9 protein-coding genes are annotated in these 16689 nt (G+C 39.4%); 5 read left to right on the forward strand and 4 right to left on the reverse strand.

All coding sequences use genetic code 11. From position 1 onward, the window contains the following. Positions 1 to 131 precede the first annotated feature (131 nt). The 4 genes from A9996_RS02105 (at position 132) to A9996_RS02120 (ending at position 11522) form a co-directional block, all read left to right on the forward strand. Positions 132 to 455: a hypothetical protein gene (locus A9996_RS02105; protein WP_066430355.1), complete on the forward strand. Its 324-nt coding sequence runs from the start codon at positions 132 to 134 to the stop codon at positions 453 to 455. A 483-nt stretch (positions 456 to 938) separates the two neighbouring features. After that, the gene (locus A9996_RS02110) at positions 939 to 6590 is read left to right on the forward strand and encodes a hypothetical protein (protein WP_066430356.1); all 5652 of its coding nucleotides are present in this window, start codon (positions 939 to 941) and stop codon (positions 6588 to 6590) included. A 36-nt stretch (positions 6591 to 6626) separates the two neighbouring features. After that, positions 6627 to 10976, forward strand: a complete 4350-nt coding sequence (locus A9996_RS02115; protein WP_066430358.1) for a hypothetical protein — start codon at positions 6627 to 6629, stop codon at positions 10974 to 10976. A 186-nt stretch (positions 10977 to 11162) separates the two neighbouring features. After that, entirely contained in the window at positions 11163 to 11522 is a 360-nt protein-coding gene (locus tag A9996_RS02120; protein ID WP_066430359.1) for a DUF2237 family protein, read from the forward strand. Between the two features lie 23 nt (positions 11523 to 11545). Here A9996_RS02120 and A9996_RS02125 read toward each other — a convergent pair whose 3' ends face one another. The 4 genes from A9996_RS02125 to A9996_RS02140 form a co-directional block, all read right to left on the reverse strand. Further along, complete coding sequence (locus A9996_RS02125) at positions 11546 to 12802, reverse strand: NAD(P)/FAD-dependent oxidoreductase (protein ID WP_066430360.1); 1257 nt, start codon at positions 12800 to 12802, stop codon at positions 11546 to 11548. Positions 12803 to 12807: 5 nt separating this feature from the next. Further along, complete coding sequence (locus A9996_RS02130; RefSeq protein ID WP_066430361.1) at positions 12808 to 13218, reverse strand: hypothetical protein; 411 nt, start codon at positions 13216 to 13218, stop codon at positions 12808 to 12810. A 354-nt stretch (positions 13219 to 13572) separates the two neighbouring features. Continuing rightward, positions 13573 to 14418, reverse strand: a complete 846-nt coding sequence (locus A9996_RS02135; RefSeq protein ID WP_066430363.1) for a universal stress protein — start codon at positions 14416 to 14418, stop codon at positions 13573 to 13575. 325 nt (positions 14419 to 14743) lie between these two features. Continuing rightward, positions 14744 to 15739, reverse strand: coding sequence for a metal-dependent hydrolase (locus A9996_RS02140; protein WP_066430365.1), 996 nt, complete (start codon positions 15737 to 15739; stop codon positions 14744 to 14746). Between the two features lie 301 nt (positions 15740 to 16040). On the opposite strand from A9996_RS02140, the gene A9996_RS02145 reads away from it, so the two are divergent. Then, entirely contained in the window at positions 16041 to 16487 is a 447-nt protein-coding gene (locus A9996_RS02145; protein ID WP_066430367.1) for a hypothetical protein, read from the forward strand. Positions 16488 to 16689 lie beyond the last annotated feature (202 nt).

Below are 16689 nucleotides of genomic sequence, written 5' to 3' on the forward strand. Positions count from 1 at the left end.
GCCTGACATACGAAGCGCTCATTTTACAAATAATCTTCCTATCTTGACCCTCTCTAATTCCATTCAACAAAGGCGCTATAATTCCCTTCGGTTATAGTCCTAAAGTAAACCAAATATATTCCTAAACAATTATGAACAATAGACCTTATACCAACAATGAGATTCAAGAAAAAATTTCTGCAGCAGCCAAAAACTTGTCCGATGCTGATTTAGATAAATTATGCAAAAAGGATCATTCCAAAGTGATGTTTGATATTAACATGCCTCTTTTTTTGAGAGTTCCGGAACATTTTACCGATGCTGAAAAATCCGCTGCGGTGAAGGATAAAAAGGACCAAGACCGTTGGACATGGGAGTATGAATTTAAAAGAAATGGATTCATCTATGCCATAAGTACACAGTGGTACGCCAGAAATGATGAGTATGTGCAGCGATGGTTGCAAAAAGTTCAATAGTCTACATCTATAAATTGCAGTTATATCTTTAAACACGATAATAAGCGACTTCAAAAGGGTCGCTTCTGTATTGGAACCAACTAGTCATTTTTAATCTCTTCGTTTATTTCCCAATCAGTTACGCGAACATATTTTATAGATCCTAAAATAGGTGGTACTCTTAGGAACTATTAAATGTTGCCAGATACTATTGCATTATCACGGATCCCTCGACATCACAACGACAGAATAAATATCATAAATCACGAAATCACAGGATATTAGCCTGGGCATTGAGTCTAAATATTTATCGCTAAAATATTAGGAGAAATTCAAAATTTTACATAATATTATGCTATTCATTTCCCTTCTAACTTAATCATCGATTTTAATAGTGCCTTTCAAGGCTTTTCTTAATAGTTTTTTTAGTCCCCACTTTTTGTTTTATAATTCCCTAATTTTTAAATGGCACTTAGCAATAAGTATCTTCTAAAGACATGAATTATGGACAAACTTCAACTTGCCTCGCTCCTTGAGCATATCACTGGTCATTTGAAAACTTCAAATGACACACAAGCAAGTGATTTGCAAAACGCACAGAAAAGAATCGCCAATTCCTTACTTCAAAATGAAGACATTGGCGGCGAACAACTGTTCGCTAATTCTAATTTCTACAACAAGGAAAACATCACTAGTGACCGATTGAAGAGCATAGAAACCGTCGCTAAGGAATCCATTGAAGCGTCTGAAGATGATGGTTTCCGTACATTCATTCGGACTATCCCAACAAGGACTTCGCAAATTTCAGGCAGTATCCCAGATTGGGCCAATGGCGCCAAAACTTCTGAGAACTTGGGGCCATTTATCAATTCTGAAGGCCGTTATGTTTGGGTAGATGTTTATAAAACTATTAAATTGACCACCCTATATATGGGTACAGACCCTGTGCTCTTATTTAATTCTAAGGTCGATAGAATCTCTACTAGAAGACTAATTACTGAATATTCTATAGTTGGGGGTACGGTTTGGGTGAATGCGAAACTTTTTTCTGCAGAGGCAGCAGAAGGTTTTTTTGCTGGAATAAAAGTGACCTCTGGAAGTATTAAATTGAGTAAGGCAGCAAGCCTTGTCAATAAGAAAATTACGCTATTGCCCAATACAACCATCGAGGTCTCCTTAAAGTTGGAACAAGCTAACAGTGCCACCTCATCTGAAACGTCACTATATGGCAAGGATGCTAGAAACTGTGAGTTCAAATTGCCAGAAACCCTCCAATTTAATTGGAACGGCACCACAAAAAAAATTACATCCTTAGCAATAGGGGATTCCTTTTCAAAAATGTATGGGCAATCTCTACAATTTACCTACAATCCCGTACCCAATCCAACAATAGATTACAATTCACTATTAAAGGTGCTTGCATTTCCTTTGCAGCAAGACAAAACTGAATTTGAAGTTTCTGAAAGTAGCAGCAATTTCATTAGTCTTTCAGGTAGCGCAGCTATTAAAAAGAGCTATTGGTATTTGCCTACCGCAAAAATAGATGTGGATCATCCTTTGGAAGCCCAAGGCAATGGCGGAATTATAGTACAATGTGACAAGGGTTTAAGAGCAGCATGGTCAAATTTGGCCAATGACGATGTCCGACTTGTACAGCCTCTAATTGTGGGTTCCCCCGGATACCTTGGTATTTTGGATCATGCCGCAGATGGCTCCGGTACATCACAACATCCTGATTTATGGCAGGATGGACAACATCCCCATAAGTCCTCTATTGATCTCAAGTTTTTAAAGAATACGCCCTTGTTGATGAGTAGTTCTGGTGCGGAAAATGAAGAATACATAACCACACAATGTGATACTGATTTTAATATTGACAGACCAATAAAAGTTAATGGCGAACCTTTTGAAGTCCGCACCAAATCTTCGGTGTTAATGCTGTCGGCCTCTGAAGATCGACGACTGGTTTACTTGTATGACGGTAATATCATTGCCGATAATATATCCAAAACAAGAGAGCAAGACCTTCCAAAACCTGTCGCCATCGCTCTTGAAAATGCGCTTTTCACCGTTTCTCAAGTCAATACTTGCCTCCTATTTGGAGAATTTGATAAAGATTGGTTAAAAGTGACGAAGGGGAACCTCTTTCTGTCTTTCGGACTCTATGGATATTTACCGACCTTGCCTGACCCTTATGTCGGAAATTTAAAATCTTGGGAACGGATATTTAGAAGTCAAGGAACATTTAACAATTCTCGCAAAAACAGTCTTAACATGCTTATCTGTGCGGTAAAGCATAGACCAGTTGATGAACTTACAGACAAGGTATCCACGTCTTTTTATTTTGGTTCTTTTGGAGCCTCATCGGTAACTGATTTAGATGATACACCCGCGGTTTCTGACGCTGACAATAACACTACTGCAAATTCAGATCCAATTAATAGTGAGGATTCCCCTTCTATAGGTGATAGTCACATCTCACGTATTTTAAGTAGAAGGACCTCAAGAGTATCACCTCTTCTCCTTAGAAAACAACCAGCTGATAGAATAGCTCTTACCAAGAAGCGAATTAAAGAACTCAACAATGACGACACCAAGACCTTATTTGCAACAGGGAAGGTCATGAGTGCCGTAAGGATTACTAAGTCCTATTTAGAAGAAATTTCAAAAACTAATAATAATTTATTGGAAAGTATTGGGATGCAACCAAATTGGGATGCAAATGTCCAATCAAATGAACCGACATTAGCTACTAACTATGACGCAAAAGTACTTGCTAAAGAAATAGCAGGTTATAATCTTGAAAACGCTTGGGATGGTATTGTGTTTGGTGGGAGACTCTCTGCAGAACCATTCGCCTTATTGGATATCAGTAGTAATGCCAACCAGTTAGGAGTTAGTGTCGGTAGTGATATGGTCATCGTTAAAACCGGTAGAGTGACACAGGGCACAGAAGAAAATACGGCGGTTGTGCAAAATAGCTGGCCATTTGTTGTAGAAGGGATGCAAGTTAAAGTAAAAGGCCAAATGGCGCGCTCCTTTGCTTTGCCTCAAATTGCCTGGGAGCCTGTAACCAATCTTACTCCTCCGGACAGATCTGACCCACCAGCCTCCATAAAACTCGCTATGGATCCCGAAGCTGGTCCACTTTTTTATGAAGATGATGGAGGTGCTACCCGTATCTGGAACAATAATCAGGATTTGGTAGGTCTTGCACCAATTCCCGTGGTCAATTCGCTAGTGGACAATTTTCAGGACAACCCTCAAAATTATACTGTTTCTACTTTTACACTGCCCTTCGGATTAAAGGCCATCAGTTATATTTCTAAAAATTTCATAGAGACAGTTAAACCAGATATTAACAACCTCCGTCCTGAATTTCGAAAAAATACCGACGGAACAAATAGATATAAAGGCGGAATACAATTAAGTCTCACTTCGGGGAATTTTGGCAAATCTTTCTCCAATCATGTAGAGAACGACAGTCCTATGTTTCCGGGCTATATCATTCAGTTAAACAACCTTGTTGATCAACTCGGCGTAAAATCGGGAGAAAGTAATCTTGGACACCGTGTGACAGAAATTTTCAACAATGAATTTTTGGTTGGTCCCTTGACAAAATCCAATAAATTAAAAGATTCCAGAGGAGTGCCTGTTTCCCGTATGGACATTACAGGTTATGGTGCTAATATTTTTAGTGATTGGGTGAGTCCTACAGCTGCTATGGCGCAAACAAGTCAGGCAAAGTTTGATGTGATGATGGGGCGCACAGCGCATGAAGTCGTTCAGGTGAAGAGCATTCTCTATCCATGGGGGATAAGAGTAGTGCGTACCATTACCGTTTTCCGAACAGGTACTGGGCGTATTTACCGGACAGACAGTGGATGGAAAGCCGAATCGGATGGTCTTTTCGATTTTTCCTATCGCTATTTGAAAATAGGAAACGACCCTATGGATCCTGACCTCACTGATGCCGATTTTAAAACTGTGACCGCACCATTTGAAGTGCATCCAGGAACAATTAAAGGGGTATTTAATGTTAGGAATATTAAAGACGCACCGTCTGTTAAAGAATATACAGCTTCAAATACTTTTGTAAATGGGCAAACCTATGTGGATGGTATCAAAGGCGTAGAATTCATCCAATCGGGACCAAGAGATCCGGAACCGGTGAAATGCGGTGGTGTCTATTTTGATGCCGATGTTGAAATTGAAAATCCGACGCAGGGCCATACCAACAATAGGGTGGTCTCCAAGAAAATTTTAGGTTATGTTCAGGTTGCGCCTGCCGGAAAACCGCTGACACCAAAACAATTGCAAGAGTTATTGGACCTTCAGCAAGGGAGTATTGGCGGTGATCTTGACTGCGTGATCGATGTGAACAAAAGTAATCAGCAAATGCGTATCAATCGTTTTGATGTTAATAATGCAAATGATAAAAATGGAAACCCTGTTTTTGTCGTGGCAGCGCGAGGAATGGTGGTTTTGCCAAAAGCTGGCAGTTGGTCGGTGGTGCAGCATCAAGCGGGAACGGGGGAAGTTAGCCCTATCCCTTCAGGCACTACAGTACCACTTATCCGGACAGGGACATGGATTAAGAACCAGGTTATTGATCCTTCAGTGGTCAGCAGTCAATTATTGCGGATTGCACATCCTATAGAAATCCTAAAAAATCCTTCGAACCAAACTATTAATTTCGGGTTTTTACAAACCACTGCGACCCAAAAAGCCCTCTTTTTGACCCCTTCATTTGGAAACGGCATCAAACAACTCTTGAGTAAGACACCGCCTGTATTTGCTGATGCTTATCGTTTGATGGAAGGTAATGGCATTTTTCCAAATATAGGCAATGCCATTGACAATTTTGGTAAAGCGATGCCCATGCTAAATGGTATAGACAGCGCGGGGAACACTGTGAAGGCCTTTGTTACCAATGCCTTAAAAGATGGTGAAACAAAAGTGCTGGAATTAATGGCGATTGAAATAGAGGAAGCAGGGGAGGCCATTGTAGATCAAGGCATGACAATGCTTCAAAAAGGTGCCAATGGTGTCATAGACAAAGCGCTTAAATTTGATATCCCACAATTTGAAGTGCCCTTGGTGGATACTGATGCCTTAAAGATTTACATTGAATACAATACCAAGAATAAACCTTCCAGCCCGAACCCGAATCCTGTGGAGGGTAAACTGAATTTTGATGTCGATTCTTTTGCCGATAAGTTAGATGAGGCAGCTGAAACTTGGAAAAGCAGGGTAAACAACCTCGCTATGGTAGTAGATCTTGGAGAAATGAAACGCTTGTTGACCATTAAGGGGAACTTTGATGCCAAAAAAAGCAAGGAAACTGGGTATGAAGGTGCTGATCCTTCAGGAACTAATGGCTTGCCTGTACCTGAAATAGAATTCAGCGATGCACTGCAGCCTGTCATAGATATACTGGAAGTACTGGCACAATTAAGTCAGGGCGATTATGGAGAAACCATGAAAAAAGGCCTAAAAGTCGCCATGAGCAACAGTGGTGAAATTTGGGAATACAAATTTGAAGCCACCAAAGAAATCCCGCTGGTTCGTTTTCCACCTTCAGATGAATTATACAACAGTGCGCAAACCCCCTTGAAACTGGAGGCTTCTTTGGCTTTGGGCGTGTATTTCAATGCTGCACTAAAGGTCACTACTGATCCTACACAATTACTGCCTACCGCCGGCGCATTTCTCCAATTCAAGGGAGGTTTAAGTGTGATGTGCGTTTCTGTGGGTGTCGGATCTATTTATGCGGTAGGTTCAGTAGGTGTAAAGATTGCGGCCGATACCAAAGTAGGTCCAAATTTAGAACTGGCTTTCGCCTTCGGAATTTCAATTGTGGTGAGTTTGCCTGTGGTAGGAAATGCCAGCGTCACCTATATGATGGGCATTACAATGTACGCAGATAAAGACAAGGTCATCATTACGGCCCTGATGACGTTTAAGGGAACTGCCAATCTACTTGGTGGTATTGTGACGGTGACCATAATGATCGAAGCCAAAGGAATTATAGAACGAATAGGGAACCAAACCAATGCTTCGGCCCAGGTAACTTTTGCTTTGGATATCAGCATCTTCCTAGTCATCGATATCAGTTTTTCAAAAACTTGGGGAGAAGACAGACAAGTGGCTTAAGAAACGAGGCCGTAACAAATTTTAATTACTAAAGATATGGAAACTAAGAGAAGATATACCACAATGGTCTTTCCACAGGGACTCGATGGAACTAAAATGAAGTTGAACATTGTGCTAATCCCAAGAAATCAAGATCCTTTTAATAGCAACACGGGGTTGCCTGCTCCTGATCATGTAGCGACATCTTTTGCTGATCTCATTCCAGAGTTTGAACTAAAGATTATTAAAGGTTTGGACGAATGGCCCTTAAGTAATTCAACTAATGCGGGTAGCGTTCCAGAAACAATTCCGATTAACGTTCCTACCGCTGTCAATAAAAAAGCAGTGTTAGATGCCATTGCTGCTGAATTTGGGGCGAAGATCAATTTGGACAATACGACAGATAAGGCTGAAACACAAGAGATCACCCTAAACAAATACTTGCCGGAGACCTATCGTGATGCTTTCAATTTTACAACGCCGCGACATAAAAATGCAAAAACCGATGACAGCTACCATTGTGCGATAAGAGAGCCTGCCAATAAAAAACCAGATTGGAAGACTAATGATGATATGAGTTGGGGACAGGTCTTCGCCCATATACTTCGCCAACCCTTGCTTGCAAGATCCTGTGGTATGATATATAGTGCGGAAATTTCTATTGCGGATCATCCTGATTGGTACGATAAGGGAAGTTATGTGTATGTTGATCTCGTTAATGCCGATTACAGCGCTATTCAGGATCGGCTTTATGAAGATGCAGATGGTCCTTTTGTAAAACGCTATGCTGCGCGGCTCCCAAAATTATTGAAAGATAAATCGCGTCCTGTATTTGCGCCTTTGTTGTTCCCTGTGCTTTATCGTAAGGCACTTTCACTGGTAGACCCAGAGCCTCCTAATGCACCGTGGGACCAAATATTTGCAGAGCTCAATGAATACAATGATGGTTTTGCAAAAATTGTACATGCTGCACAGCCTGTAAGTAGTAATCTGTTAAGAGAGCAGCCAGACGGTGTTCATCCAGTGAATGACTTGGGTTTCAGGTTGGCATGGGATGATGAGCAAATCTTGATTTGGTACATCCGTCAGTTGACCCATAATCCTGAAGATCCAGGTAAACGAATTGATGCTCCTTTGGGCGTTTATGGGTACAAAATAGATGTGAAAATGGAAGGCGCTACCGAATGGAATAGCCTCAACCTAGTAAAAAGCAAGCAGGTTTACACAATTGGAGGGGTGAGCCTCGGTAATTCCGCAGACGACCAATGGGAATTACCCTATCAGGTATTCCCAACCCAGCCTGATAATGATACCAATGGTGCTTATTGGTTACCGATGTATTTTACAAGTTGGATCGGTAAAAGCGTCGTTTTAAAAGATGAAGATGCCATTTTGATCTATCGTAACGATGAAGCGTTGGATCCCGTTGGAAATCCGAAAAATGTCAATGCTACAAATGCCTTTGCTGAGGTACCCGTTGCTGCCAAACTTTTATATGGAAACACCTATGAATTTAGAGTGCGACTGATGGACATCAGTGGCGGTGGTCCAGAAATGGAAGAAGAGTTGTATAACAATGCGGCTAGTCCCACTGCAAAACGCTTGTTCAAAAGATATATCGCACCAGGACTCTGCCAGATCAATAAGCCTGAGGCTATTAGAAATGTAACAGCAACCTATTTCAATGAAACACTAGTGGACGACAACTCCGTATTTGATGCAAATCCCGTACTTGAAATCGGTCGCCCTCTTCTTACTTACCCAGCGGTCATCTTTACAAATAAATATCAGGAAAAAGGATTAGATCCCGTAGCCTTACTAATTCAATCCTCAAGTGGGGTAACATCAACAGATGCCATTCCTAAGAAGATTATAACCCCTGCAATAGAAGATCCGGATGTTGACCGAGTGGAGATTACAGTGGAAGTAGAAACCTTAAGGATGGACAACTTATTAAGTGAAAGCGGGATGGAAAATTATATTACGTTATATAAAACCCACCGCAATTTTCCAACAGAGTTTGATGGGCAACTGGACGTCCCTATTATTTTCAGAGACGTTAATTCCTTGAATTTAGGCAATGACGCTGATCCTTTTAATGATTTGGAGATGAATACTATCACCATCGACGCCATGAACGAATTGCCTTTACCTACCGCTCGAAAAATAAGAATAACGCTCAGGGGTGTGTGTAAAGATCAAGCTAATTATTATGGATTTGAGAATGCGGCCGATCGTAATCTTGACTCACGCTATGGAAAAACAATGCAATTTTTGTTTTATAAGGAATCCGCTGTGGAAGATGACATGCTACTTTTAAAACCTAATATAGCGCCTATAAAAGCCATTTATTTACAACCAGATCCCCCACATATTATTGAACAGCTTAACACTAAAATCTATTATAATCTGCAAAACCAAAATACCGTTCCCGATATTGTGGAGAGATTGGCCCAGCAGTTGGGAGTAGTCTCCAAAGGGATGACTCTTGTAGGAGAAAAAGGAGAGCGCGTTGTCTTTGGATGCAGCAATAAAATCCAACATCATTTAGCGCCAGATCACAGCAGTATTACCTTAGGCTCAAAAGGAGACCTTTGCAATCATTGGATAGGTTGTCTCGTTTACCGCATCAATAGAGATTGGAGTTGGGATGCCCTCAAAAATGTAAGCTTTTCTATCTCCAGAACTAAAAAATTCAAAAACGATGGGGACGAAGACCTAGAAACCTTGAAAGTAGGGGATATCCAATTTAAGCACTATGCGTCGTTTGAATCATTGATTGCTGACGATTTCGGAATCGTCAACCGGGGTCATACTACCTTAATTTTTATAGATGCCATTGAACCAAAATCGAGACTATTGAGACCTAATGGTCAATTGCGATTCCCTGACGAACTGGAAGTAGAATATACCATTACACCACATTTTAAGGCAGATCATGGCAGTGCACAAGAATATAAACCAGATATGCTAAGGTTGCCTACAACAATAATTCCTGCGCAGGTTCCAAAAATTGTAAGTGTAGGCATGGCTTTTTCTCCCTATCTAAAAAATGAAAAATACAGCGCCACTGAGCCACGTCAGAGGTATTTGTGGGTGGAGCTGGAAGAGCCGGTAAAAGATCCTCATGATACCCTGTTTTGCAGACTGCTGCGTTATGCGCCCGACCAATTGTTAAGTCATAATCGAGAATTTATGGATGAGACGCTGCCTGATCCCATACTGCCCATAGATCCTGAGTACGTCAGAAGTATCACTCCCAACCAGACCGATGATATGGCAGGTTTAAGAGCAATGCAGGCCATGGAAAAAGCAAGCGGTAACGATGATATTCATTATCTGCTGCCCTTGCCACCAGGATTACATCCTGAGAGTCCTGAAATGTTCGGGTTTTTCACCTATGAATTTAGGGTAGGACACGGGCATTGGAGCAATCTTGAAGTTGGAAAGTCTAACTTATGGAGTACTGCTAAAGGACGTTTTGGCAGGCCATTGCGGGTAACAGGAATGCAACATCCTGCACCAACGTTACTGTGCAATGTCAATAGAGATGATATTGGAGTAAAGGTTAATGCACCTTTTGCGAAAACTGTTCTCAATGGAAAAGATGTTACTGCAGATCCTCCACGAACCCAATTACACTCTGTTTTATATACTCAGGTAAACCAAGCAGATGGGGCTGAATTCAGGAATATTTTGCTCGATGAAAAACTGATGACACTGGTAGATCCTGTTAAGGTCAAAACCGACTTCAATAGGGCATCTGTTTTAGTTAAGACCATGGAACAAACAGGTAAATACCGCGTGACCGAGCAAAATGAGCAGGAGAAAGCCAGGCATCTACTTACTCAATTTCAATTGTTTAATCAGGTAGATGACCTTGATTTGGATATTGAAACCAGAAGTAAAGTTTCTAAATTGATTCAAAGTCGTTCTAAAGGAAAAATTTTCACTCCAGATGTTGCTACGTCACGTACCTTATTAAAGGCTTATGAAAAGTATAAAAAGCGACCAGATTTTGTCACTCCAGTTCCAGCAAATGCGTCATTTACCAATGCTTCTCTGATTGAGGGTGCGAAGATTGCCATTTATAAAGATAAGGTCAAAACGGGAAGTTGTAGTTGGACCAATCAGGAAATTAGTGATCTAATAAACAGGTATGGCTTGCCAGAAGACGCACCCCTTAGTGTTCTTGTGGTTGAGGTATTTGGTAACATCACCAATATCTTTGACTATCTCAGTTATCCAAAGGAAATACGGGAAGAATTATTCTCAGACTATTCTGCCAATATTGAAAAGCAAAAAATAAGAAGTGAAAAAGCACTGTCAGATCATCTTGGGCACTATCGTATCTTAAGGACGTCGCCCTTGACAGAAGTACCTTTTATCTGTTGTGTGGATTGTTGAAATAGCTAAGTTTTGTTTGGATTGATTTTAGGTTTTGGTTAAGGACGTATAAAAGAATCCTAGAAATACCATACTTTAGCATGGGCATTGCTAGAAAATATTTCAGGTATTTTTAGGATCCTCAAGTCCATTTCAAAAAGTAACCGCCAATTCATTAATCATCATATTACAAGAAAAGATCTACCTATGGAATTAAACGTATTAGGAACGCCTTTACAGTCTTGCTGTACTGAACCTGCAACAGGATATTTTAGAGATGGCTATTGCAGAACCATTAGCGAAGATTCGGGGACGCATATTGTATGTGCCATTATGACGCCTGAATTTTTAGAATACACAAAAGAGAGAGGGAATGATTTAACCACGCCAATTCCACAGTGGAAGTTCCCCGGACTTGTGGCGGGTTCAAAATGGTGTCTATGCATCTCGAGATGGTTGGAAGCAGAAAAAGCGGGCGTTGCACCAGCAATTGTTCTTGAGGCTACCCTCCAAAAAGCATTGGAATACACCTCGTTGCAACTGTTAAAACAATATGAAGCTTCATAGTTAAACTATTCCCGTAGTTTCGCTTATGATGGACTTTCGTTGGAGAGTGCATCAATCACACCTAAAGCTGCACTTTCACCAGAAAGCATTGCGGCATTTAAAGATCCATTAAGTTGAATGTCGCCTGCAAGAAAAACGCGTGTGTTCAGCCTCGTTTCAGAAGGGGTCATGTTATATTTTAAGTCCGCTAGTTTTGGCAGTGCTTTAGCTATTTCGTAGTGCTTGATAAACCGATAGGCGTTTTCCCCACAATAACGTTGTAATTCTTTTTCAACTTCCTTTTTTAGTGCGTCGCTGGTCAAACCGTGGTTCTTAACTATGGTGACAGATAGCAGCTCTTTACCACCTGTAGCGTTCGTATCAAGACTGGTATGGTAAAATATATTGTTGATGAGCGCGTCTTTATTTGCAATCAAACCAATAAGAGGTTTCTTAATCAACCTATTAGGCGTTTCAAAATACAGGGTGTCGCAAGATTTCCATGGTATGTCTTTTACTTTTTGAGTGGAGATAAGTCCGCCTGCCTCTGTTGCAATAATTGTAAAATGGGATTCTAGCTGGGTACCATTAGCAAGGACAATCGTCCCGTCTTCTATTGATTCGACTTTTGTATTGAAATGAAAGGTGGTTCGTTTTAAATTATTTTTTAAGTGTTTCGGAATCGCTTCAATGCCAGCCTTAGGTAATGCCGCAAACCCTTCTCCAAACATTTTATAAACAAACTCAAACATTCTGCTCGAAGTTTCCAGTTCAGGTTCTAAAAATATACCGCTAAAAAAGGGTTTGAAAAATTTGGAAATCATCGCTTCCGTAAATCCAAAGTCTACCAAATATTGAAACGTCGTTTTTTCAGGCTTTGCAAAAATCTCAGCGAGTGTTGATTTCTTTAATAAAACATTTAGTTTAAGGATTCTCAATTTATCTGAAAATGTGCCGATACCTGAAAACAAGGTTGGAAAAAGTAAGGAAAGATCTCTCAAGGGGTCACCAAGAGTTTTTTGCTGTCCGTTGGTAAATATAGTGGCTCCTGGAAGAAAATGTTGAAGCTCCAAAGCGTCAAAATCCAAATAGTTCTGAGCTGCCGGATAGGCTGTAAGCAGTACTTGAAATCCGCGATCCAATTGATAACCCTCAACACTATCAGTCTTTACGCGTCCGCCAACACGGTCAGTGGCTTCAATTATTACTGGACTGTACCCATGATCTTCCAAAACCTTAGCGGCAACTAGTCCGCTTACTCCACCACCTATAATATGGATGTGATACTGTTCTTTTTTCATTTTTTTTACAAATTAGTGTAGACGCTCCAACAGAATATGACGGTCCATAAGATGGTTCGCCACCAATTTCTCGCTACAAGACGTTTCAATAAAGCGGGTGTTGCTTTGTTATCAGCAATTTTTTTATGAAGTGGCACAAATTGAATAAAGGTGAGTGCCCAAAGCAAAACAACCAACAGGAGATTTATAAGTGTTTCCGCAGATAACGTATTAAACCATTGCACACTGGCTAGTATCAATTGCCCAAACATAAGCGGAATAACAATTATCGACAGTCCAACAGTGTAGTGTTTGTGCCAAATCACTAAATTCGGCTTGTCATAATATCTAAAGCTTGGGTAGACCAAAAGCTGAACCATCCAAATAAGTACAAGGAGTCCGGTATCAAATAACAATCTCATGCTGTCTATATCCATAGTTTTTAATAGCCACAAAATTTAAGGAAAGTTAAAAGAATTTCTTTGAGATTGAGTGTGTTTTAAAGTATACTTTTTAGGAGCTGATTCCTGCTTTCCGCTATATCTTTTTTAACTTTCCGCTACCGCTCCAAGCTAAAAAAGGATGCCGCTGCAATCAGGGCTATGGCGTTCGTGCAATCCGAAAGTTCCATTTATATCTAGGTCGGTCGGCGTTCAAAAAATGAAAAATTATAAGGTTGTGGAAAACAGAATTACGTTTGCAACTTTCTATCCCACTCGGGATGCATTGTCTTATGACATTACAATTCACACATCGACAGGAAATCTTGGAAATGGGCAATTCAATTCAAATTATAAAGGTTTTTCTACACGTGGAATGACCAAAAACGGAATTTTGGATTGAAACCCCATTTTCTTTATGATAGGCTCCTTAGTTACATTTTCAATAAAGCTATGCTCATAATTGATCATGGTAAGGATGTTGCTTTTGTTAGTTTCAATAAAATCTGTGATGGCATGTGCTTTGGTATCATAATTTGGCATCCAGTTGAAGCTATGCTTATAGTCTTCTAAATAATCTTTGAGCATTCCTAAGTTAGCATTCTGTGTGTCTGACAAATTAGTCTTCCCATTAACATGAAGAATATTTATTGTAGAATCATGCAAACCGGCCAATTGCTTTATTGGACGTAATTCTTCACCATAAAATCTATTAAAATCAGTAGGAAAAGCAATCTGATCAGGTACCGCAAACTCACAATTGTTTGGTACTAACATTAAAGGACACAATCTTACTTTTTTAATGACAGTTACGGTATTACTTCCAAGTAGAAATTTCTTGGCGCCTGTTGCACCTTTTGTGCCCATTACTACCAAGTCTATCTTGTGCTTTTTAATTGCAAACTCTATCGATTCCATAAGGGAGCCCAAACTGAAAATTATTTCAAACTCATGACCGTCATTAGTACTTGCCATTTGAGCTTGTTTTTTTAGCTCAGCCAATTGCAGTTTCGATTTTTCTTTAAGTGGTTCTATATAACTGGGTGATATGTGGGTTCTAGATCCTGAATTTAAAAAAGTCCAAGCATGAGAAAAATAAAACGTACACGGTTCATCGGCGTACAATTTTATGGCATACAGTGCGGCACTCCATGCATTATCTGAAAAATCTGTGGGTATTAAAATCTGATGTCTCATGCTCTTATTGGTTTATCTTTCTAAAAATAAAATTAAGGGTTTACATTTAAATACAAAACTAAGGTTTTATCTAATAACCTCGCGTGACTATTATCAGATTTAACCTATAAAATTCTACCAGTATTAAAACCTTAAAAATAGAATTTTAAAGTTGAACTATCGAGATCAAATAATCCAGAGCAACAAACAAGCAGCCTAGCCATAGGATAGGAAGATTTAAAAAAGCCGACTCTGCCAAAGCTCAAAAAAGCGAAACTGCCGAAATAGTTAAAAGTTGTAAACAGTTTACATCATAATCCTTCGGTGAAGTGATTTTATACCATCATCAATTCCCCTTTAGCCGTGTCCATAAATCACTTAACAGTTTTTTGCCATCCCGCTGGTTTTTTTCTTGTTCCACAAATTGAACGTTACCTTTGTCATCACTGACAATTTCATATTGGAACACAAATTTTTGAGACCCTTCCTCTAGGCTCAACAATCCAAATCTTAAATCGTTATACAAAAGTTTATCGTCCTTTTCAATAAGAGTGTACCAACCTTTGGAAATGGCAATCATGCGTTGCACCTTTTCGTTTTTAACGAGATCTCCCAGAAGTTCATGATTTTTTTTATAGCTTACAAAAGCGATGGGTTGGGTGTCAAAAAAGGAATAGTTACCCAGCAAATAGGCGTCTTCAGTTTCAATGTTGGCACTCCATAATATGGTAAGGGGAGAGGGTCTGGTATCTATTTGATTGTAGGTAATATGTTGCTCTTCTAAGGCAGATTCGAATTTTGTGAACGCCATCCATTTCAAAAAAAATGTTAAAAGTAAATAGGCGCTACTCACTATCAAACCTGTAGTATTGTAGACACGTCTTTTATTGGAAGTTCTATGTTGCAGCATAGCTAAAATTAAAAACACCAGAAAAGGCAGGGTGTAAAGAGGGTCAATGACAAAAATGGTCTTAAAGGCAAGTCTTTCATCCAATGGCCAGAATAATTGTGTGCCCCATGTAGTATGGGCATCCAATATTGGATGGGTCACAAAGGCGAAGAAAAATAACCAAGCCCATCCTTTAAAATCTTTATAACGTTCATAGCGAGATACCAGCCATCCGCATAGCGGTCCAAATATTAAAGAAAATACAATGGAATGTGTAAACCCTCTGTGTATGTCCAAAGCGGTTACAGTATCTGTGAAATAAGAGGAAATGATGTCCAGATCTGGAATTGTACCAGCAATAGCGCCATATAGCATGGCTTTGTTGCCTACTTTCTTTCCTAAAACAGCCTCGCCAACAGCGGCACCTAAAATAATTTGTGTGAGTGAATCCATATGTTTTGTAAAAGTAAATCAAATACTATATAAAACCAGCGCCATCTTAAAGTTGATTATCATGCAAATTCCTCAATATGCATGCTGGTTTCAATTAGTAAGTATCTGTGATCCTGTCAATTTTATAGGTAGCAATCTAGCAAAATAGTGATCATTTGGGGTAATAAATTTGTAAATGAAGAAACTAAATCTCAAGGAATTGCATCCTCAGTAAATGAAAAAAAAAGAAAAAATCGACCAAACGCTTGCTTTTTTCGTTTAATTACATAAATTTGCGATAATAACCCCTTAACTCTCAATTATGAAAACTAAACTTACAATACTTAGTATTGTTTTTTTACTAATCACAAGCTCTGGTTTTGCACAAAAAGATCCTCAAAGTATTATCAGCGGAAAAGTGTCAATTTCAAAGTATCACGATCGTTCTGAACTGGACCAAATGGTAAAAGGCGATTTGTTAAGCTTATATAACGAACGCATAGAAGTTATAGTTAAAATTTTACCCAACATTGCTTTTGCGACAAAGCCAGGTGTAACGATGTCCTCTTTAGGAATTCCTGACACAAAAGATAACAGGAAAGCTCTTGAAGAAAATATTCAGGCATCCAATACTTATTTTGATAGCACCATTGAGTTTCAAAATAAAGTGTTGCCATATTCGGATAAGTCCAATTTGATTTCTGCAATCTTATTTTACGAAGAGACTTTGAAATCTCTGCATACCTACAGTGAATTCAACAAATATTAAAATTGTAAAGAGTTTCATAAAACAACATTGATTTTTTCACAGCATATTTTGAGGTCACTTATACCGCTATTTAAAATCCTAGAGAATTATCTGGGATTTTTTTTTCCTCTTTTTACGTTGTGAAACGTTTCAGCCACATCAAAAAATAAGATAAAACACGTAAAAAACAGTATCTAAATAAATGAATTTGTCTTATTATGAA

Source organism: Gelidibacter algens, from assembly GCF_001678675.1.
GTDB classification, from domain to species: Bacteria; Bacteroidota; Bacteroidia; order Flavobacteriales; family Flavobacteriaceae; genus Gelidibacter; species Gelidibacter algens.

Excerpts from the sequence above, each read along its gene's own strand:
- A9996_RS02145 (WP_066430367.1), top strand. The coding sequence starts at position 16,041 with ATGAAAACTAAACTTACAATACTTAGTATTGTTTTTTTACTAATCACA.
- A9996_RS02135 (WP_066430363.1), bottom strand. The coding sequence starts at position 14,418 with ATGAGACATCAGATTTTAATACCCACAGATTTTTCAGATAATGCATGG.
- A9996_RS02125 (WP_066430360.1), bottom strand. The coding sequence starts at position 12,802 with ATGAAAAAAGAACAGTATCACATCCATATTATAGGTGGTGGAGTAAGC.
- A9996_RS02115 (WP_066430358.1), top strand. The coding sequence starts at position 6,627 with ATGGAAACTAAGAGAAGATATACCACAATGGTCTTTCCACAGGGACTC.
- A9996_RS02105 (WP_066430355.1), top strand. The coding sequence starts at position 132 with ATGAACAATAGACCTTATACCAACAATGAGATTCAAGAAAAAATTTCT.
- A9996_RS02120 (WP_066430359.1), top strand. The coding sequence starts at position 11,163 with ATGGAATTAAACGTATTAGGAACGCCTTTACAGTCTTGCTGTACTGAA.
- A9996_RS02130 (WP_066430361.1), bottom strand. The coding sequence starts at position 13,218 with ATGGATATAGACAGCATGAGATTGTTATTTGATACCGGACTCCTTGTA.
- A9996_RS02140 (WP_066430365.1), bottom strand. The coding sequence starts at position 15,739 with ATGGATTCACTCACACAAATTATTTTAGGTGCCGCTGTTGGCGAGGCT.
- A9996_RS02110 (WP_066430356.1), top strand. The coding sequence starts at position 939 with ATGGACAAACTTCAACTTGCCTCGCTCCTTGAGCATATCACTGGTCAT.